Annotated in this window: 15 protein-coding genes and 1 tRNA gene; all 16 read right to left on the reverse strand. The window is 55.9% G+C overall.

Annotated elements, in window-relative coordinates:
• Positions 1-14 precede the first annotated feature (14 nt).
• Positions 15-4,646: a glycosyltransferase gene (locus JTJ32_RS23550; protein ID WP_210043492.1), complete on the reverse strand. Its 4,632-nt coding sequence runs from the start codon at positions 4,644-4,646 to the stop codon at positions 15-17.
• Entirely contained in the window at positions 4,639-6,003 is a 1,365-nt protein-coding gene (locus JTJ32_RS23555; protein WP_210043493.1) for an ABC transporter ATP-binding protein, read from the reverse strand. The genes JTJ32_RS23550 and JTJ32_RS23555 overlap by 8 nt, the downstream gene beginning before the upstream one ends.
• Positions 5,993-6,820 (reverse strand): ABC transporter permease, encoded by an 828-nt coding sequence (locus JTJ32_RS23560; RefSeq protein ID WP_210043494.1) that lies wholly within the window; start codon positions 6,818-6,820, stop codon positions 5,993-5,995. Before JTJ32_RS23560 ends, JTJ32_RS23555 begins: the two co-directional genes overlap by 11 nt.
• Positions 6,820-7,113 carry a hypothetical protein gene (locus tag JTJ32_RS23565; protein ID WP_210043495.1) on the reverse strand — a complete coding sequence of 98 codons (294 nt, stop codon included), beginning with the start codon at positions 7,111-7,113 and terminating at the stop codon, positions 6,820-6,822. Before JTJ32_RS23565 ends, JTJ32_RS23560 begins: the two co-directional genes overlap by 1 nt.
• A 502-nt stretch (positions 7,114-7,615) precedes the next feature.
• Positions 7,616-8,527 (reverse strand): glycosyltransferase, encoded by a 912-nt coding sequence (locus JTJ32_RS23570; RefSeq protein ID WP_210043496.1) that lies wholly within the window; start codon positions 8,525-8,527, stop codon positions 7,616-7,618.
• 45 nt (positions 8,528-8,572) lie between these two features.
• Positions 8,573-9,463, reverse strand: a complete 891-nt coding sequence (gene rfbA / locus JTJ32_RS23575) for a glucose-1-phosphate thymidylyltransferase RfbA (RefSeq protein ID WP_083185467.1) — start codon at positions 9,461-9,463, stop codon at positions 8,573-8,575.
• Positions 9,460-10,365, reverse strand: a complete 906-nt coding sequence (gene rfbD, locus JTJ32_RS23580; protein WP_210043497.1) for a dTDP-4-dehydrorhamnose reductase — start codon at positions 10,363-10,365, stop codon at positions 9,460-9,462. The genes rfbA and rfbD overlap by 4 nt, the downstream gene beginning before the upstream one ends.
• Complete coding sequence (gene rfbB, locus JTJ32_RS23585) at positions 10,366-11,439, reverse strand: dTDP-glucose 4,6-dehydratase (protein ID WP_210043498.1); 1,074 nt, start codon at positions 11,437-11,439, stop codon at positions 10,366-10,368.
• A 262-nt stretch (positions 11,440-11,701) separates the two neighbouring features.
• A complete protein-coding gene (gene ychF, locus JTJ32_RS23590) occupies positions 11,702-12,802 on the reverse strand; it encodes a redox-regulated ATPase YchF (protein WP_210043499.1) in 1,101 nt (366 codons plus the stop codon).
• Between the two features lie 21 nt (positions 12,803-12,823).
• A complete protein-coding gene (pth, locus tag JTJ32_RS23595; RefSeq protein ID WP_099226971.1) occupies positions 12,824-13,408 on the reverse strand; it encodes an aminoacyl-tRNA hydrolase in 585 nt (194 codons plus the stop codon).
• A 164-nt stretch (positions 13,409-13,572) separates the two neighbouring features.
• Positions 13,573-14,181, reverse strand: a complete 609-nt coding sequence (locus JTJ32_RS23600; protein WP_099226970.1) for a 50S ribosomal protein L25/general stress protein Ctc — start codon at positions 14,179-14,181, stop codon at positions 13,573-13,575.
• Positions 14,182-14,319: 138 nt separating this feature from the next.
• The gene (locus JTJ32_RS23605; RefSeq protein ID WP_002552145.1) at positions 14,320-15,261 is read right to left on the reverse strand and encodes a ribose-phosphate pyrophosphokinase; all 942 of its coding nucleotides are present in this window, start codon (positions 15,259-15,261) and stop codon (positions 14,320-14,322) included.
• 45 nt (positions 15,262-15,306) lie between these two features.
• A tRNA-Gln gene (locus JTJ32_RS23610) sits at positions 15,307-15,381 on the reverse strand.
• Positions 15,382-15,418: 37 nt separating this feature from the next.
• A complete protein-coding gene (ispE, locus tag JTJ32_RS23615) occupies positions 15,419-16,267 on the reverse strand; it encodes a 4-(cytidine 5'-diphospho)-2-C-methyl-D-erythritol kinase (protein WP_210043500.1) in 849 nt (282 codons plus the stop codon).
• A gap of 2 nt (positions 16,268-16,269) precedes the next feature.
• The gene (gene lolB, locus JTJ32_RS23620) at positions 16,270-16,887 is read right to left on the reverse strand and encodes a lipoprotein insertase outer membrane protein LolB (RefSeq protein ID WP_099226968.1); all 618 of its coding nucleotides are present in this window, start codon (positions 16,885-16,887) and stop codon (positions 16,270-16,272) included.
• A 4-nt stretch (positions 16,888-16,891) separates the two neighbouring features.
• Complete coding sequence (locus JTJ32_RS23625; RefSeq protein ID WP_210043501.1) at positions 16,892-18,619, reverse strand: tetratricopeptide repeat protein; 1,728 nt, start codon at positions 18,617-18,619, stop codon at positions 16,892-16,894.
• Positions 18,620-18,763 lie beyond the last annotated feature (144 nt).

Genomic DNA, 18,763 nt, shown 5'->3' on the forward strand with positions numbered 1-18,763 from the left:
ATTAATGAGATGAATCAATTTTTGACTCTCGGTGGCCAAGCCAGGCTGAAGTCTTCATGGTGCAGTGTCAGATTTGGACTGTACGCATAATCCACTTGGATGTTTGGCCAGCGGGCCTGGATGTACTGAATTTCCTGGCTGAACCGTGCCTGCTTTTGGGGAGTATCCTCCAGCCCTCGGGTTGCCGACTCATGGTGGTACAGCTCTGCGTAAGGGGTCCAGACATTGAGATAACCCGCTTCCTGAACCCGTAAGCAGAAGTCCACGTCGTTGAAAGCAATTTTCAGATTTTCCTCGTTCAATCCCCCGACTTCATCAAATACTGACTTCTTGATGATCAGACAGGCTGCGGTCACTGCCGAGAATTCCTGAATCAGTTCTGCCCTGCAGAAATATCCATGAACGCCTTTAGGCAGATACTTGTGCGCATGGCCCGCAACACCGCCGATCCCCACGAGAACCCCGCCGTGCTGCAACCGATTGTCGGGATACCAAAGGCGCGCACCGACTGCGCCGACTTTTGGTTGAAGTGCAATCGACACCATTTCACTCAACCATTCCGGCGTAATCACCTCAATGTCATTGTTTATCAAGCCAATGAGCTCGCCGTTCGCGATGCGCACTGCGCCGTTATTCAACGCGGAATAGTTGAATGGACCGTCATCCCGTAAAACGCGGACGTTCTCTTCCTGGTCAATTTGAGCGAAATACTCGAGCGACTCCGGATCGTCTGAACCATTGTCTATAAGAACAATTTCATAGTTTTTATACGTGGTCAGATTCTTGATGCTGTCGATGCACTGTTTCACGAGTGCATGAGCATTCCGCGTCGGTATGACCAACGTTACCAGAGGTAGCACTTCCGGCAGCGCATAATGAACGCGGTACATGCCGGTAGGCAGCAGTTCTGTTGATCCTATCCCGCCTTTGCGCTGCAGATGCTCATCCAGTGCCTTGACACCTGCAAGCGCTGCGTAAGGCTTTTCGTCGCCCGCCATCGCCGTACTACCGGCGTGAATTCTCCAGTGGTAAAGCACTCGAGGAATGTGAATGATCTGATTGCGTTCGAGCTTGTCTACGCAACGCAGCGCAAGATCGTAGTCCTGAGCACCCTCAAGACCGACCCGAAACTTTCCTACCTGATTCACGAGGTCTCGCCGATAGGCTGCCAAATGACAGATCATATTCTGCGAGCGAAACAGAAACTCGTTCCAGTCCGATTTAAAGTAAGGTGAGCTACGATTGCCTTCGGTATCGATCTTGTCTTCATCGGAGTAGATCAGGCCTGCATCCGGGTTTTCGCGGATAGTGCGCGCAATCCAGTACAGAGCATGCGCAGGGAGCAGGTCGTCATTGTCCATCAGCGCGATGAACTGACCTTTGGCGACATCCAGCGCCGAATTGCTGGCCTGCGAGATGTGACCGTTGCTGCCTCGGAAAACGACTTTGATACGTTTGTCGCTTGCCTTCAGAGATTTCAGGTATTCGATGACGGCCGGATTGGTTGACGCGTCGTCAGCCAGGCAAAGCTCCCAGTTTGTATAAAGCTGTTTCCGGACGCTCTCTACTGCTTCTCGCAGGAAGTCCAGCGGGGGGTTATACACGGGCATTATGATAGAGATGAGTGGGTATTCGATCCATCTTCCCATATGCTCGGTGATGCGCTGGATATCGGCTTCGCCCAGCGTGTCGTAATACTCGACCCAGCGAGAATAGTCATGACGATCCGGAATTTCGCGGGTTTCTGCCCCTACAAATGCATGTTGGGCTTCGCCGCGTACCCAGCGAGCTTGCGCCATGACTCCGGCAAGCCCTCTCAGTCGCCAGACCTGATACGCCTTGACCGCAGTGCTTGAGACACCGCCCCCGCGTTGGATAACCGTTCTCAGCAATGCTGCCGCACGTTTTGCACGCTGCAACGATTTCCGAACCTTTCTTAGAGGGGCAGTCACTTTCCAGCTGTATGACGATTGCATGGCAATAATCTGCAGATTCAGGTTGTGAACGTGCGTGTCCTTATCGACCAATGCAAGGCGATGGCTTTCCTGAATCGAACGAGACGAGGCTTCGAACTCCGACAGCGCCTGAGCATGGCTTTCCTGAGCAGCCTGTTTGGCTGCTTCAAGTTCCTGAAGTGCGAGGCGATGGCTTTCCTGAGCTTCCATATTTGCGGTCTCGAGTTCCTTGAACGCCTGACGATGAGTTTCCTGTGCTTGAAGATTCGCCGCCTCAAGCTCTTGAATTGCCAGACGGTGGCTCTCTTGGCCACTTATGTTGGCCGCTTGAAGTTCTTGAAGCGCAAGACGGTGGCTTTCCTGGGCCTCAAGATTCGCGTCGCCAAGTTCCTTGAGCGCTTGGCGATGACTATCCTGTATCGCAAGTTTTGAGGCTTCAAGCTCTTCCAACGCGAGGCGATGACTTTCCTCGACCGCCAGATTTGCTATTTCCACTGCCTCGAGAGCTGAGCGGTCTTTGAGATTCAAATCCGATATAGACTCAAGCGCAAGCTTGAGCTCCTCTTCCTGTTGAAGGAGTCGTTCAGCGACCTGTCCTTCCGTGAATAAAGTAAACGCAATCTGTATTTTGAACGACTTCCCGCCTAATAGCGAATTGAGATCAACCGGCAGCACAATGTGCGGATCGTCATCAAGGGCCATGAACATGGTGCTGTCGTTGATCTCGTTATTGAACGCTGTTGTGCCGGCAGCCGTCAAAGGCGCTTCGGCACTGTCACGCCATGACCAGACCTCTGTATTGGCCATGTATATTTTTATGCTGTCGATCGAGAACGATTGCCTTACATTGGTCGGGTCGAACCGAAGTTTCGCACATCGCAGCGATGCCGGAATGGAAAACAGCAGCGTCTGACGTCCATCATGTACAAACTGGTTCTTGGTACGCTCTTCCGTGAAACTACCGTCCTCTGCGCCCAAGTAAAGCGTCGCCAGCCGTGGTGCTGTATTTTCCAGCGAGCCCATCTTCTGGATGGTAACGTCCGGGGACCAGTTCATAAAGGTGACGGCCTCACGACCTGTCACCCTTTCCTGGAACATCGCTTCCAGAACGATATAGCGATTGAGCTCTTCTTCAGTCACCGCCAAGCCGACACTGCCCATCAACTCGATAATGAAGTCGCGCCTGCTGATCATTGTCGTTGTTGGATAAAACGGAGTAGAGCAGGCAATCAACAACAGGAAGCCGCGCATCAGCAGGTGACCGAGCTCAACTCCCTCCTTCATCTCCCACTCGATGTCGATAAGGTGTGGCTTGCCCTCGGCATCGATAATAATGTTCTGTGGAACAGCATCGATGTAGTGACCAGGAAGTCGGGCGTCAACATGATCCAGTGTTGACAAGCTGCCTTCTGCCGCAACGAGTTGCCTGAGGCTGTCCAGATATTCGTTCAGGAACGGTGCGAATGTTTCAACAGTCCAGTTCTGGGTTGTGGTGGCTTCAAGAAAGCGTAGGCTGAGCAGGTTGCCTTTGGCATACCCGTGAGCCGGGGGGAGGATGAACCTGAACTGATCGGCGGGTCTGTCGACAGGCGTCGAGTTGCTGAGCCGTTGGTATTGCACCTCAATACCATCGGGCGTGGTGACAAACACGGAAGCTTTGCAGTACTCGGGATTACGACCTGTGCTGTAGTGATAAGCCAGCACATTTTCCGGGACGGACTGTTCTTGCGCGCAGGAAGCGACAACCAGAAACGAGTTCGCCAGGTCCATGCCTAGCTGATTATCGATAACGACAGGCCAGGCCTTTTCAAGGTTGAAGGTTGTATTTGAAGGCAGTTGAGGGTCTTTGCGAGTGTTTTGTGTCGCCAGCGCCGCCGCATCAAAATTTTTCGACTTGAAGCCGTTTTCAGTGACCAGGGAGTTGGGGATCTTGTAGTCAGGGTAGGGCGACAAGAAGCTTGATGACGCAAAGCCTGCGCGCGCTACGAGCGCTTCCAGTTCTCTGCGGCCAAAGGTCTTGGGCTGGCGATCGGCATAGCGTCCTTCGATGCCGTACATGGCTACGCCGACATGATCTTCCGGAGCTCCGGCAAAGTACTTGAGGCCGAGTTGGTTCTCGATGGCGATGAACAGGTGCCCATCAGGCTTCAGCAACTTGCGAACCCGCGCCAGCATGCCGTATGCCGGATCTGCGTCATTGCTGAACATACTGGCATATTCAAGCACGCCTATCAGCGTGACCACATCGAACTGCTCATCGACCTTGAAGTCGTCGAACCTTTCTGCGAGCACTGTAACGTTATCAAGGCCCCGAGTCCGGCTGGCCGCTATTGCGGCGCGGCGCGGGCTGCCCTCCAATGAAAGTACAGTGGCCCCTGCCTCTCCGAGATAGCGGCTGATAGCCCCGCAACCTGCGCCGATTTCCAGAACCGATTTGCCTTTGAGCAAGTGTTCGAAAGGGCGGAACAGGTTGCCGCGACTTGAACTCAAGTGATAAAGCTTGGCCCAGTCAGTGCAGTACATTGGCAACTCGGTAGACAGCACCGAAACATCATTCGCTCCACGAACAATCGCGGCCAGTTCATTCTCGGCCTTGTCACCATCGCTATAGGCAATGCCTTGATAATCCGAGCGCACCCAAACTGCCGTGTCTGCGTCACGGGTATAGCCAAATTTATCAAGATCAAGCATTAGCGATTACCGATTCAATGGCCATAGAGGCGCCAAGGTCTATCAAGCCCAGAAGCTTTGGAGTGGGTTCGACGATGAAATGTATGGAGTCATAGCGCCTGTCGTGAGGAATAACCTCTTCGCCTTGCCGAGATGCAATTCCAACAGAGATGAAGTAGTCGCCTGTTGCCAGAGCGTTCCTGAACCTCACACAGGCCTTTGCCTGAGTGCCGGGACTTCCTATCAGGCCAACACCTTCGCACTCCTGCATATAAGAGTTGGTGCCGTAGACGGTCACACCTTCCTTGGTCTTGATGGTGAAACCGATGATCGGATTGACGACCATGCGGTTAAACCCCAATGCCAGGTTGAACACGATTTCTTCACCTGACTCTATGCTGTTGGGAAACTCTCGGCCTGACGCGCTCATATGGAAATCAAGCAGCGTCGCAGCACCGTCACCCCATCGGTATTCATGTGGGTTGTAGCCAGGTCGGCTGGCGTAGACGTCCTCGTCAAACCGCAGTGCTACGGTGTCGCTTTCAACCGGAGCAATCTCGACTCGCTCGGCTTCTGCCAGGTCCAGACTTTTGTCCGTGATCGGGCTCTTGTCACGTCCGAACAGCAGATCTGTGTAGCGATTGATCACGGGGCGTGACTCGCCGATCATCTCGATCCTGCTCTGTTCCAGCAGAATGGCGCGGGAACAGTGAGTGACCACTTGCTCACTGGAGTGCGTGACCAGAAGAATACTGGTGCCGCTCTCCTTCAACTGCCGAAGACGTTCGAAGCATTTGGCTTGGAATCGGGCGTCGCCGACGGACAAGGCTTCGTCGACGACCAGAATTTCCGGGTCTACCTGGGCCTGAACCGCAAAGGCCAGGCGCACCGCCATACCGCTCGAGTAGGCTTTGACGGGCTGATCGAGGAACTCGCCGATGTCGGCAAAGCCCGCGATGGCATCGAATCGTTCATCGACCTCGTCACGCGTCAGACCCAGTACGGCAGCGTTCAGATATACGTTTTCACGGCCAGTGAATTCGGGGTTGAAGCCCGAGCCCAGTTCAAGCAAGGCTGCCACCCGACCGCGAGTCTGGATCTCGCCGATAGTGGGGTTCAAAGTCCCGCAGATTATCTGCAGCAAGGTCGACTTGCCCGAGCCGTTGCGGCCGACAATGCCTACGGTCTCGCCTTTTTTGACCTCGAAGCTGATGTCTCGCAACGCCCAGAACTCTTTGCCGTAGGTGGTGGCCTGCTTGCCGGACCAGCGTTGCAGCCTGGGCACCAATGCTTGCTTGAGGCGTTCATGAGGTTTGTCGTAGGTATAAAAACACTTCGACACGTTATTCACGCTGATAACCGGTTGATCAGATGACATCAGCGAATCCTTTACGTGTCTTTTGGAAGAACCAGAAACCGATGGCTGCCATCACGGCGCCGATCAGAATCGCTACGCCAAGGCTGTCCCAATGGGGAAGGTTACCGAACAGCAATACGCTGCGGCTTTCTTCGATGATGTAAGTCAGCGGGTTCAGTTGCAGCCACGGCCGATAGACTTCCGGCAGTGCCGCAACCGGGTAAAGAACCGGAGACAGGAAAAGCAGAACCGTAGTCAGTACGGTGATCACATGGCCTACATCTCGCAAATACACTCCCAATGAAGCCAGCAACCAGCTGATACCCAGTGTCCCAAGAATCAGCGGCACAAGAATCAAGGGAAACAGCAAAGCGGTCCAGTAAAGTGTGTGCGAAATCAACAACTGTGCGATCACCAGCACGACGAGGCTGATGCAGCTGTGGAAAAGCGCTGAGCCCAAGGTGATAACCGGCAGGATCTCCAGCGGGAAAACCACTTTCTTTACGTAGTTGCTGTTGCTCATCACCAGCGAAGGCGCTCGGTTTGCGCATTCGGCGAACAAGCCGTGCACAATCATGCCTACAAACAGAAGAATGGCGAAACCGCCTTTGCCTGTGTCCACCCCTACCCAGCGTGCGCTGAAGATCTCGGAAAACACAAAGGTATACACCGCCAGCATCAATACAGGGTTGAAGAACGACCAAGCCAGTCCCATGACCGAGCCACGATAACGTCCGATAACTTCGCGTCGGGTCATCTGCGAAATCAATGAGCGGTTCGTCCAGAGGCTTTGCACCAGGCGCAACGGCCCGGCGGATGGCGTCATGTGAGGATTCATCAGGCAGATACCTCAGCGTTTCCTGAACCCGGCATTTTTTGAGGCAGGCTTTTGCTGAGAAAACCGAGATCATCACCAGGTGAATTTGGCTTGAAAACGATGACGTCGGTAAAGATGAGGCAAGGTGCGATCATGTGTAACGTATCTCCGAAATACTGACCAGAACCGGTTGACGCCGTTCTGGTTGAAAAAAGCGTCTGACGGAAAATGCCGTCAGTTGTCTGAGATGCGAAGGTGTCGAGCAAATGTGGTGGGGCGATGGTTTGCCCGCGCGTTGAAAAAGACACCGGCATTCGAGTCCGGCGAAAGGCTTCCGCACGGAGTGGGGGGCTGGCGCAATGGTCACTGCAGGGTACGTTGCACGCATCGTTGTTCTAGGTCTTTTCGATGTGATTCCGACGATGAGTAACACGAAGGTTTTCATGGCAGGACAATGGTTGCGAAAGAAACTCATCCGGTATTCGTTGCCTCGGAAAACAGAGTTCTGCAGTCCTTCCATCGCAGATCAGGCCCGTAAATCTGTGCCTTTGACACCGCTTTTGTCTGGTCGTGCCGTACCGCGTGGTTGAGTTCTTTACGCTGTAAACAAAGGTGCGCACATTAACATAAGCAGCACTTGGAGAACATTCGGCAGCAGGGAATTTAACCGTTGTCAGGCTAACGGTTTCCCAGTGATGACTGTACTTTTTCCGGGCACATCAGCCTGCTCCGGATCGGATGCATCGCATCCTGCCCTTATCTATCAAAGGGTTGCGTGGTTTCATCGAAATATAGGTCCCCGCAAAGGGCACTGCGTCACTTTACGGCAAGCGCGGCTGCCAGGCAGGCTATGATGAAAAAAGCTTTATCACGAGGGCGTCTGCGACATTGCCGTGCCTTGAGAACCAGGCCAAGGAACAGAGCCCGGGCAGAAGCTGATTTTCGACGCGACAACACCTGGCTACCGCCGATGAGACGATCAATCAGTAGCACCTGCTCAGGCCACCAGCCGTCGGTGATTTTGTCCAGGCGAGTCTTGAATGCCGTCAGTCCCGTATTGGCGCCGACCTGATTGCCTGCGTGCTGGCGGTAATCCATGCTCGGGGCTGAATCAATGTGCCAGAGGAATCCATGACTGCGAGCGAAGGCGTAGCAGTACCAGTCATGCAGGCCGACATCCTGAGCCGCAGCCCAGTGTTCAAGAAGTGAAGCCTTGAATGCATCAGCAAGTGTGCGGTTCAGTACGTAGGTGCAGCCGGGGCCGGCCGCTTCGAACACGTGATCCCACTCGACCTGCGGCTGTGCCTTGTCGAGCAGCATACGTCTGCCATCGGGCCAGAAGGCCGTGACGTTACTGGAGTAGGCGTCATGATCACCTGAGCTCAGGCGTGAAGTCGCTCGGTCGAGCTTGTCGGGGTGCCAGATATCGTCCTGATCAGAAAACGCCACATAGTCGAATGCGCAGAAGTCGACATCTTTGATCAGGCGGAAAAAGTTGCGAGATGCCCCGCCAAACGGACCTGCTTCGGGAAGCAGAATGACGTTCGCGTGGTTCTGTGCGTAGGACACGCAGCGTGCTTCAGTGCCATCCGTGGACGGGTCGACACTGATGAAGATGGCAACGCTGACATTGATCTGATTCAGAATGGAATCAAGTTGCTCCTCGATCCACTCCATACCGTTGTAGGCGGCCAGCAGCACGGCAACCCTGGGAAAAACAGAAGACATGCTGTCCATCGCCTTGCGGTATGAAGTGTAAAGAGGGCCCGGAAATCAGAACGATCCCAGATCCAGCAGTTTCTGCAGGTACTGCCCGTAACCGGTCTTCTTCAGCTTCTGAGCCTGTTCACCCAGTTGCTCCGAAGTGATCCAGCCATTGGTGTACGCGATCTCTTCGAGGCAGGCCACTTTCCAGCCTTGACGCTGTTCGATGGTGTGCACGAAGTGGCTCGCTTCCAGCAGCGATTCGTGGGTGCCGGTATCCAGCCAGGCGAAGCCACGGCCCAGGATTTCCACGGTCAGGCTTTTCTGTTCGAGGTAAGCACGGTTCACGTCAGTGATTTCCAGCTCGCCGCGTTCGGAAGGCTTGATGTTCTTGGCGATCTCGACGACCTGGTTGTCGTAGAAATACAGGCCGGTCACCGCGTAGCTCGATTTCGGTGCCGACGGTTTTTCTTCGATGCTCAGGGCGCGGCCGGTCTCGTCGAACTCGACAACACCAAAGCGCTCTGGATCGGAAACGTGATAGCCGAATACGGTTGCGCCGCTGGTCTGCTGGCTCGCGGAGCGCAGGTTTTCCGAGAAGTGCTGGCCGTAGAAAATGTTGTCACCCAGGATCAGGCAGCAAGGGTCCTTGCCGATGAACTCTTCACCGATGATGAAGGCCTGAGCCAGGCCATCAGGAGTCGGTTGCTCTGCGTAGGTCAACTGAATGCCGTACTGGCTGCCGTCGCCCAGAAGCTTGCGGAAGGAAGGCAGGTCTTCCGGTGTCGAGATGATCAGGATTTCACGCATGCCGGCCAGCATCAGCACCGACAGCGGGTAGAAAATCATCGGCTTGTCGTAGATCGGCAGCATTTGCTTGGACACGCCGAGTGTCAGGGGGTGCAGACGAGTCCCCGAGCCGCCGGCCAGGATGATGCCTTTACGATTAGTCGTTGTCATTTATTCAGAGATTCCATGAGCATGCGGGTTACGCCGCTTTGCCAGTCCGGCAAATGCAGAGAAAAGTTGTGACGCAACTTTTCTGTATTCAGACGCGAATTCAGTGGGCGTTGCGCAGGTGTCGGGTATTCGGTTGTGGCGATTGGATTGATCGTTTCCACAGCCAGCGGTTCCCCGTTCGCTCGAGCAAAGTCGATGACGAATTGGGCGTAGGCGTGCCAGGAAACCTCTCCAGCGGGCGCAAGATGGTAAATCCCGCACACTTCCGGACGTTTCAGCGCCTGCTGCAGTGCAGCTGTGGCTATATCGGCCAGAAGCTCCGCGCCTGTAGGAGCACCAATCTGATCGGCGATCACGTTCAGGCTCGCGCGGTCTCTGGCGAGGCGCAACATCGTTTTGGCGAAGTTATTGCCTCGTGCGGCATAGACCCAGCTGGTGCGGAAAATCAGGTGCTTGCAGCCCGAGGCAACGATCAGCTGTTCGCCCTCGAGCTTGGTCGCGCCGTAGTAATTGACCGGCGAGACCACATCGGTCTCTTTCCACGCCTGGTTGCCGGTACCGTTGAAGACATAGTCGGTCGAATAGTGGACCAGCAATGCATCCAACTGAAGGGCTTCTTCTGCCAGAACCTGACTGGCCAGCGCATTGACCGTGCGGGCCAGTGCCTGCTCGGTCTCAGCCTTGTCCACGGCCGTGTAGGCGGCAGCATTGACGATCACTTGCGGTTGAACCTGACGAATCGTTTTGCGCAGCTCGTCGAGGCTGGACAGGTCACCGGAAATCTCGCCATAGGCCGTCGAGGCCACCTGACGGTCCAGAGCAATGACTTCGCCCAGCACGGCGAGGGAGCGTTGCAGCTCCCAGCCCACTTGGCCGTTTTTACCCAGCAGAAGAATTTTCATTTATTTATCGGCACGAGCTGTGTAGTTCTTGTCGATCCATTGCTGGTAGCTGCCGCTTTTCACGTGAGCAACCCACTCCGGATTGTTGAGGTACCACTCCACCGTCTTGCGGATGCCGGATTCGAAGCTCTCTTCCGGAACCCAGCCCAGCTCGCGCTGGATCTTGCTGGCATCGATAGCGTAGCGCAGATCGTGACCAGGACGATCCTGAACGTAAGTGATCAGGCTTGCGTGCGGCAGATAAGCCGAATCCGGACGCAGTTGGTCGAGGAGGGCGCAGACCGTGTGGACCACTTCGATGTTCTGCTTTTCGTTGTGACCGCCAATGTTATAGGTCTCGCCGATCTCGCCTTCGGTCACTACCTTGTACAGTGCGCGAGCGTGGTCTTCGACGTACAGCCAGTCACGAACCTGATCGCCTTTACCGTAGATCGGCAGCGGCTTGCCTTCCAGCGCGTTGAGAATGATGAGCGGGATCAGTTTCTCAGGGAAGTGGCACGGGCCGTAGTTGTTCGAGCAGTTGGTAACCAGCGTAGGCAGACCGTAGGTTCTGCTCCAGGCACGAACCAGGTGGTCAGAACTTGCCTTGCTGGCCGAGTAGGGCGAGCTTGGCTGATACGGTGTTGTTTCGGTGAACAGATCTTCCGGGCCTTCCAGGTCGCCATACACTTCGTCAGTCGAAATGTGGTGGAAACGGAAGTTGCTCTTGCGTGCTTCGTCCAGTTGATTCCAGTAGGCACGTGCCGCTTCAAGCAGCGTGTAAGTGCCGATGATGTTGGTCTGGATGAACTCGGACGGGCCGGTGATGGAGCGGTCTACATGAGACTCGGCGGCCAGGTGCATGATCGCGTCTGGCTGATGTTCCTTGAACACCTTGTCGATCGCTTCCCGGTCACAGATGTCCACGTGCGCGAAGGCATAGCGCTCGCTGTCTTCAACCGATTGAAGCGACTCGAGGTTGCCTGCGTAGGTCAGTTTATCGACGTTGATGACCGAATCATTTGTATTGGAAATGATATGGCGGATAACTGCCGAGCCAATGAAACCAGCACCACCTGTTACTAAGATCTTCAAAAGAATATTCACCTTGGTTCGAGACAAGGCTTTGCCCGGTCCGTGGAGTTGATCTGGATTATGTCGCAACCATTGAGTGCCCGTCTGAACAAATGTTCACCCAGACGCAGCGATGGCGAAAGGAAAGTGCGTATTTTACATAGAAAGATATGTGATCCCCATCAAATAATTCAGGGGCAGCAGAAATGCAAAAGCCCCGGTTACGGGGCTTTGCAGTAATCACTCGAATGAGGGAGCAAGGTCTTCGAATGACCCTGTTTGGTTACACGTTGAAACGGAAGTGCAGCACGTCACCGTCCTTGACGATGTAGTCCTTGCCTTCCAGGCGCCATTTGCCCGCTTCCTTCGCACCGCCTTCACCCTTGTACTGAATGAAATCGTCGTAGGCGATGCACTCGGCGCGGATGAAGCCTTTTTCGAAGTCGGTGTGGATAACGCCTGCGGCCTGAGGTGCAGTTGCGCCGACGCGGACGGTCCAGGCGCGGACTTCTTCGACACCGGCGGTGAAGTAGGTCTGCAGGTGGAGCATTTCGTAGCCTGCGCGGATCACGCGGTTCAGGCCGGGTTCTTCTAGACCCAGGGCTTCGAGGAACATGTCTTTCTCTTCACCGTCATCCAGCTCGGCGATTTCCGCTTCGATCTTGTTGCAGACCGGCACCAGCATCGCGCCTTCTTCTTCGGCGATGGCACGAACCACGTCCAGAAGCGGGTTGTTCTCGAAACCGTCTTCCGCGACGTTGGCGATGTACATGACCGGCTTGGTAGTCAGCAGATGGAAACCACGGATGACGGCTTTCTCGTCATTGCTCATGGACTTCATCAGACTGCGTGCCGGCTTGCCTTCGGTGAAGTGGCTGATCAATTGCTCGAGCAGGCCTTTCTGGACCACTGCGTCTTTGTCGCCGCCCTTGGCGTTGCGAGTGACTTTCTGCAGTTGCTTTTCGCAGCTGTCGAGGTCGGCGAAGATCAGTTCGAGGTCGATGATCTCGATATCGCGCTTGGGATCGACGCTGTTGGAGACGTGAATCACGTTCTCGTCTTCGAAGCAGCGCACCACGTGAGCGATGGCATCGGTTTCGCGAATGTTGGCCAGAAACTTGTTGCCCAGACCTTCACCCTTCGAGGCGCCGGCAACGAGGCCCGCGATGTCGACGAACTCCATGGTGGTCGGCAGGATGCGCTTGGGGTTCACGATGGCGGCCAGCGCGGCAAGGCGTGGATCCGGCATTGGCACGATGCCGCTGTTCGGTTCGATGGTGCAGAAGGGGAAGTTCTCCGCTGCAATACCGGACTTGGTCAGGGCGTTGAACAGAGTGGATTTGCCGACGTTGGGCAGGCCGACGATGCCGCAATTGAAGCCCATGGTGTTTCCCCTCGAGTGATGTCAGGCCTTCTGGCTGTGCAGGTTTTTCATCGCCCGGTTCCATTCACCGGCGAAGATATCCGGCAGCACGCCGAGGGCAAAATCGATACTGGCGTCCAGCTTATCCTGTTCGGCGCGCGGCGCTCGACCCAAGACAAAGCCCGACACCTTGCTGGCGTCGCCCGGGTGGCCGATGCCAAGCCGCAAGCGATGAAAAGTGTTCTGGTTACCCAGTTGCGCGATGATGTCGCGCAGTCCGTTATGACCACCATGGCCGCCGCCCACTTTGAGTTTGGCAACGCCCGGAGGCAGGTCGAGTTCGTCGTGTGCCACCAGTATCGAGTCGACCGGGATGCGATAGAAGCCGGCGAGTGCCGCCACGGCTTGGCCGCTGCGGTTCATGTACGTGGTGGGGATCAGCAGACGAACATCCTGACCCTGATGCGAGAAGCGTCCGGTCAGGCCAAAGAATTTGCGCTCGGGAACGAGGTTGACTCGTTGCGCCGCAGCTATACGCTCAACGAAAAGAGCCCCTGCGTTATGCCGGGTCTGTTCGTATTCTGCGCCTGGATTTCCCAGGCCAACGATCAGTTGTATGGCGGTCACGACAAGGGCCCTTCCTTTGGAGTTGTGGTCAAACCGCTTGCGACAGCGGCAATGTGGACGAAAAGTGCTCATTTACCATGATGTAAACTCCGCGATTCCGCCCGCTTTGCCTGCTATCGCTCGCGATGTTTCCTGAGCAACTCCGACGCTACACAGTAATGAAATTACTCTGCGGCGCCTTCTTCTGCGTCGGTGTCTTCAGCAACAACACGTGGTGCGTGAACGTTGGCGATTGCCAGGTCAGTACCGTGTGCCAGCGCTACGAACTCAACGCCTTTAGGTGCTTTCAGCTCGGACAGGTGAACGTTCGAACCGATTTCCAGCGCGCCCAGGTCAACTTCGATGAACTCAGGCAGGTCTTTCGGCAGGCAGGTCACTTCCAGCTCAGTGGTAGTGTGCGAGATCTCGCCGCCTTTCTTGACCGGAGCTTCTTCGTTGATGAAGTGGATCGGCACGATAGCGGTCAGTTTCTGACCCGCGATAACGCGCACGAAGTCAGCGTGCATCACGTGGCCTTTGGCCGGGTGACGCTGCAGGGCCTTGATCAGAACGTTTTGCTTCTTACCAGCAACGTTCAGTTCGATAACGTGGCTGAAAGCAGCTTCGTTTTCGAGCAGTTTTGCAACTTCCTTGGCCAGCATGCTGATGGACTCAGGGGCTTTGTCGCCACCGTAGACAACAGCTGGAACCAGGCTAGCGAGACGACGCAGGCGGCGGCTCGCACCTTTCCCCAGGTCGGAACGCTGTTCAGCATTCAGAGTAAAATCGTTCATGTTGTTTCTCCAAAATAACCACATTCACAATGGCGTTTGCGACCAGCGCCAGAGCGATATGGGCAAAAAAGCCCCGCCCTGACCGAATGCCAGGGCGGGGCGCTTTTCGTCGACGAAATGCAGGCTTAGGGAGAACCCTTAGCGGAACATCGCGCTGATCGATTCTTCGTTGCTGATGCGGCGAACCGCTTCGGCGACTACCGGTGCAATATCCAGTTGGCGGATACGGCTACAGGCTTGTGCTGCAGCGGACAACGGGATGGTGTTCGTCACCACCAGTTCGTCCAGCACGGAATTTTCAATGTTTTCGATCGCCCGACCCGACAGCACAGGGTGTGTGCAGTAGGCAAAGACCTTGGCAGCGCCATGCTCTTTCAGGGCCTTGGCCGCGTGGCACAGGGTGCCGGCGGTATCGACCATGTCATCGACCAGAATACAGGTGCGCCCTTCGACATCACCGATGATATGCATCACTTCGGAGTGATTGGCTTTCTCACGGCGTTTGTCGATGATCCCGAGATCGACGCCCAGGGATTTGGCCACTGCACGTGCACGCACGACGCCGCCGATATCCGGGGAAACGATCATCAGGTTTTCAAAGCGCTGGTCTTCGATGTCATCCACTAGAACGGGGGAGCCGTAGATGTTATCTACCGGGATATCGAAAAAACCCTGGATCTGGTCAGCATGAAGATCAACCGTGAGAACACGATCGATACCCACCACGGTCAGCATATCGGCGACGACTTTCGCGCTGATAGCCACACGTGCGGAGCGCGGACGGCGATCCTGACGGGCATAACCAAAGTAGGGAATCACAGCAGTGATTCGGGACGCTGAGGAGCGGCGGAAGGCATCAGCCATCACGACGAGTTCCATCAGGTTGTCATTTGTCGGAGCGCAGGTCGGCTGAATGATGAAGACGTCTTTACCGCGGACGTTTTCATTAATCTCAGTGCTGATTTCGCCGTCGGAGAACTTACCAACAGAAACATCACCCAGTGGGATATGCAGCTGACGTACTACACGCCGAGCGAGATCGGGGTTAGCATTCCCCGTAAAGACCATCATCTTGGACACGCGCAGTACCTAGAGGCTGAGGGTAACCTGGATGAGTATAGAAAATGGCAGGGGCGGCTGGATTCGAACCAACGCATGGCAGGATCAAAACCTGCTGCCTTACCGCTTGGCGACGCCCCTGTATTGAATCAATCGAGTGCCTTGCACTCAATTCCTGCTACAGATCTTGAAGCTTGCGATGCAACATCGAAATGTTACTTCCTTTCGCGACAAACCCTGTAAGGGTCTCTGTAAGAAGGGCCGAGACTTTATCAGCTTCAGCTTTGTTTGGGAAGGCCCCAAACACACAACTTCCAGTTCCGGTTAATTTTGCTTCGGTAAAATTACCTAACAAATTCAAAGCGTTACGTACTTCAGGGTAACGCCTCTCTACAACCGCTTTACAGTCATTTCGACTGTTTCCCTTGGGAACGGGGCGCACTTTAATGGGCGGCGAGTCGCGTGTCAACAACGGATCTGAAAAAATTTCTGCTGTACTTACAGCGACTTGCGGAACAAGCACCAAATACCAAGGTTCTTCAGGGCTTACGGGGGTGAGAATTTCTCCGACGCCTTCTGCGAACGCCGCGTGACCACGGACGAAAACCGGTACGTCGGCACCGAGCGTCAGGCCCAGAGCGGCGAGGCGATCCTCGTCCCAGCCAAGACCCCACAAGTGATTCAGACCCAGCAGGGTGGTCGCGGCGTCGGAACTGCCGCCGCCGATGCCGCCCCCCATGGGCAGGCGTTTTTCGAGCCAGATATCCATGCCGAGCTTGCAACCCGATTGTGCCTGAAGCGCTCGCGCGGCCCGGACGATGAGATTGCTGTCGTGTGGAACGCCCGGCACATCGGTCTGCAGACAAATTTTTCCGTCTTCGCGGATGGCGAAGCCCAGTTCGTCGCCGTGATCGAGAAACTGAAAGATCGTCTGCAACTCGTGATAGCCGTCAGGGCGACGTCCCAGAATGTGCAGCATCAGGTTCAGTTTTGCCGGGGCGGGCAGAACCAGTTGAGGTGTATTCATGCTCACTGCCCCAGTTTGCGAGGCTGCCAGTCCTTGATTACCAGCGTGACGTCGAGGTCCTGGCCGTGCAGTTTCACGCGCTCGGGCAGCCAGTAACCGTTCTGTTCGACGTAGCTCAGGTACTCGACCTGCCAGCCGTCCTGATCAAGGCTCGCCAGGCGGCTGTCGCCGTCCAGAGTGACCTGGCTTTTGCTGTCCGGTGCGGGAAGGCCGCGGACCCACCACACAAGGTGAGAAACAGGGAGCCTCCAGCCGAGCTGGTCTTGCAGAAGTTCTTCAGGCGTCTTGGCTTCGTAGCGGCCCTGATTGGCCACTTCGAGTGCAACGGCACCGGGTCTGCCGGTCAGGCGCGCCGCGCCGCGTCCCAGCGGGCCGGAAAGGCGGATGTCGTAATAGTCCTGACGCTGCAGCCAGAACAGCGTGCCGCTGCCGGAATCTTTCGGCGCGCGAATGCCGACCTTGCCGTTGATCTGCCAGCCGTCGAGGCTGCTCAGTTGCTGTTTGTGTTCGCGCCATTGCGCGGAATCGCCCTTGCCCTGAACGGACTCTCGCGAGGTGAGGCCGGCGCAGCCGGCGAGCAGGGCGATGAGGCTGAATACAACTACGTGGCGCAAAAACATAACGTCAAAGGGTCTCTGATCCGGTCAAGCGCCGCAGGGTGCTGCGCAGAATAGGGCTGTCGGGTTGCTGTTCCAGGGCCTTGGCCCAGACTTTGCGGGCTTCGCTCTGTTGGCCTTTGGCCCAGAGCACTTCACCCAGGTGAGCGGCAACTTCGTGGTCGGGGAAGCGTTCGAGGGCCTTGCGCAGCAGGCGTTCGGCCTCGTCCAGATTACCCATTCGATAATTGACCCAGCCAAGGCTGTCGAGAACGGCCGGATCATCGGGGTTTATCGAGTGAGCCTTTTCGATCAGCGCTCTGGCCTCGGCGTAGCGCGTGGTCCGGTCTGAAAGTGTATAGCCCAGCGCATTGAGGGCCATGGCGTTTTCAGGCTCGCGCTTGATGATGGCGCGCAGATCCTTTTCCATCTGCGCCAGGTCGTTGCGCTTCTCGGCGAGCATCGCCCGGGTGTACAGCAGATTGATGTCGTCAGGGTATTGTTTGAGCGCCTTGCTCAGGACCTGCCAACCGCGGTCAGCATGATCATTGCTGGTCAACGTTTCGGCTTCGATCAGATAAAGCTGTATGGCATATTCGGGCTGAGCGTCGCGGGCTTCGGCCAGACGCTTGGACGCTTCTGCCGCGTTGCCATTGCTGATCAGGATGTCGCTCTGGCGCAATTGCGCTGTCAGGAAGTCTGTACCCGGTCCGACCTGCGCATATTCGTCCAGCGCACTTTGCGGATCATCGCGTTCCTCATGAATGCGGCCCAGATTCAGGTGCGCCGAATCGACGTGGGCACCGCGAGCGATCAGCTCTTCCAGATAACCTGCCGCTTCATCCCAGGCCTTGGCTTCCAGACAGACCAGTGCCAGTGAAAAGCGCAGGTCATCGTCTTCTGGATACTGTTGCAGAAGGCTGGAGAACTGCGCTTTTGCGTCATTCATGCGGTTCTGTTCCACCAGCATGCGGGCATAGGTCAGGCGCAGGCGCTTGTCTTCGGGGTATTTCTTGATGCTTTTTTCAAGGATCGGCAGTGCTTCCTTGCCGCGACCCATGCTTTGCAGCAGGCGGGTGCGCAGCAGGATTGGCGCGACTTCGCCTTCCTTGGGAGGATTGTCTTCCAGCAGCTTGAGCGATTGTTCGGAGTCGCCGTTCTGTTGAAGCAGCAGAGCCTTGCCGAAGATCAGCTGGCCGTTATTCGGGTATTTGCCCAGCAGCCGGTCAAAGCTTTTGAGCAGACCGTTACGCGTATCCGAATCGGTTTCCGCGGCGGAGAGCGCCAGAAAATCGAAATGCGTGTCGCCCTGACCCTGCAGAACCTTCTCCATGTAAGCCATGGAGTCGTCATAGCGGCCCGAGCGCGCCAGTTGAATGGCGGCGGCCCGTTGCGCCTCGAGGTTCTTCGAATCGTTTCTAGCCCAGATCAGCGCGGTGTCCAGCGCCGACTGGTCGGCACCCATGTACTCGGCGATGCGATAGGCGCGTTCGGAAACCCCGGGATCCTGAGTCTTGATCGCCTGGGTCACGTAGTTGTCCAGGGCGATGTCGAAACGGTTGCGTTGCCCAGCCAGTTCCGCGCTCAGCAGGCTGACGAGGGTCTCCTGAGTGAACGAACCGTAAACCTGCGGCTTGGTTTCAGGCGCGGGAGGGGTGTCTTTCTGCGCAGTATCAGGCTGCGACGCAACGGGGGTCATGGACTGACAGCCGCCTAGAAAGGCCAGGGCGAGGAACAACGCGGAGAATCTATTCATATATAAGAAGGGCGGCTTACCTGCGGTTTGGATCATCATGACACAAGGCTGTTGGCAAACCCACAGCCGTCGGAAAAAGTACTTCAATGCTTATTTTAGCGGTGCTGCAGACCTGCACAGGCGGCCTGCGATGAGCGATTCTAG

It is taken from the genome of Pseudomonas alliivorans (genome assembly GCF_017826695.1).
Classification (GTDB): Bacteria; Pseudomonadota; Gammaproteobacteria; order Pseudomonadales; family Pseudomonadaceae; genus Aquipseudomonas; species Aquipseudomonas alliivorans.

Bases quoted from the DNA above. Each gene is read 5' to 3' on its own strand.
- ispE (WP_210043500.1), bottom strand. From the start codon at position 16,267: ATGAATACACCTCAACTGGTTCTGCCCGCCCCGGCAAAACTGAACCTG.
- JTJ32_RS23565 (WP_210043495.1), bottom strand. From the start codon at position 7,113: ATGCCGGTGTCTTTTTCAACGCGCGGGCAAACCATCGCCCCACCACAT.
- lolB (WP_099226968.1), bottom strand. From the start codon at position 16,887: ATGTTTTTGCGCCACGTAGTTGTATTCAGCCTCATCGCCCTGCTCGCC.
- JTJ32_RS23600 (WP_099226970.1), bottom strand. From the start codon at position 14,181: ATGAACGATTTTACTCTGAATGCTGAACAGCGTTCCGACCTGGGGAAA.
- rfbA (WP_083185467.1), bottom strand. From the start codon at position 9,463: ATGACAACGACTAATCGTAAAGGCATCATCCTGGCCGGCGGCTCGGGG.
- JTJ32_RS23560 (WP_210043494.1), bottom strand. From the start codon at position 6,820: ATGAATCCTCACATGACGCCATCCGCCGGGCCGTTGCGCCTGGTGCAA.
- JTJ32_RS23550 (WP_210043492.1), bottom strand. From the start codon at position 4,646: ATGCTTGATCTTGATAAATTTGGCTATACCCGTGACGCAGACACGGCA.
- ychF (WP_210043499.1), bottom strand. From the start codon at position 12,802: ATGGGCTTCAATTGCGGCATCGTCGGCCTGCCCAACGTCGGCAAATCC.
- JTJ32_RS23555 (WP_210043493.1), bottom strand. From the start codon at position 6,003: ATGTCATCTGATCAACCGGTTATCAGCGTGAATAACGTGTCGAAGTGT.
- JTJ32_RS23625 (WP_210043501.1), bottom strand. From the start codon at position 18,619: ATGAATAGATTCTCCGCGTTGTTCCTCGCCCTGGCCTTTCTAGGCGGC.
- rfbD (WP_210043497.1), bottom strand. From the start codon at position 10,365: ATGAAAATTCTTCTGCTGGGTAAAAACGGCCAAGTGGGCTGGGAGCTG.
- JTJ32_RS23570 (WP_210043496.1), bottom strand. From the start codon at position 8,527: ATGTCTTCTGTTTTTCCCAGGGTTGCCGTGCTGCTGGCCGCCTACAAC.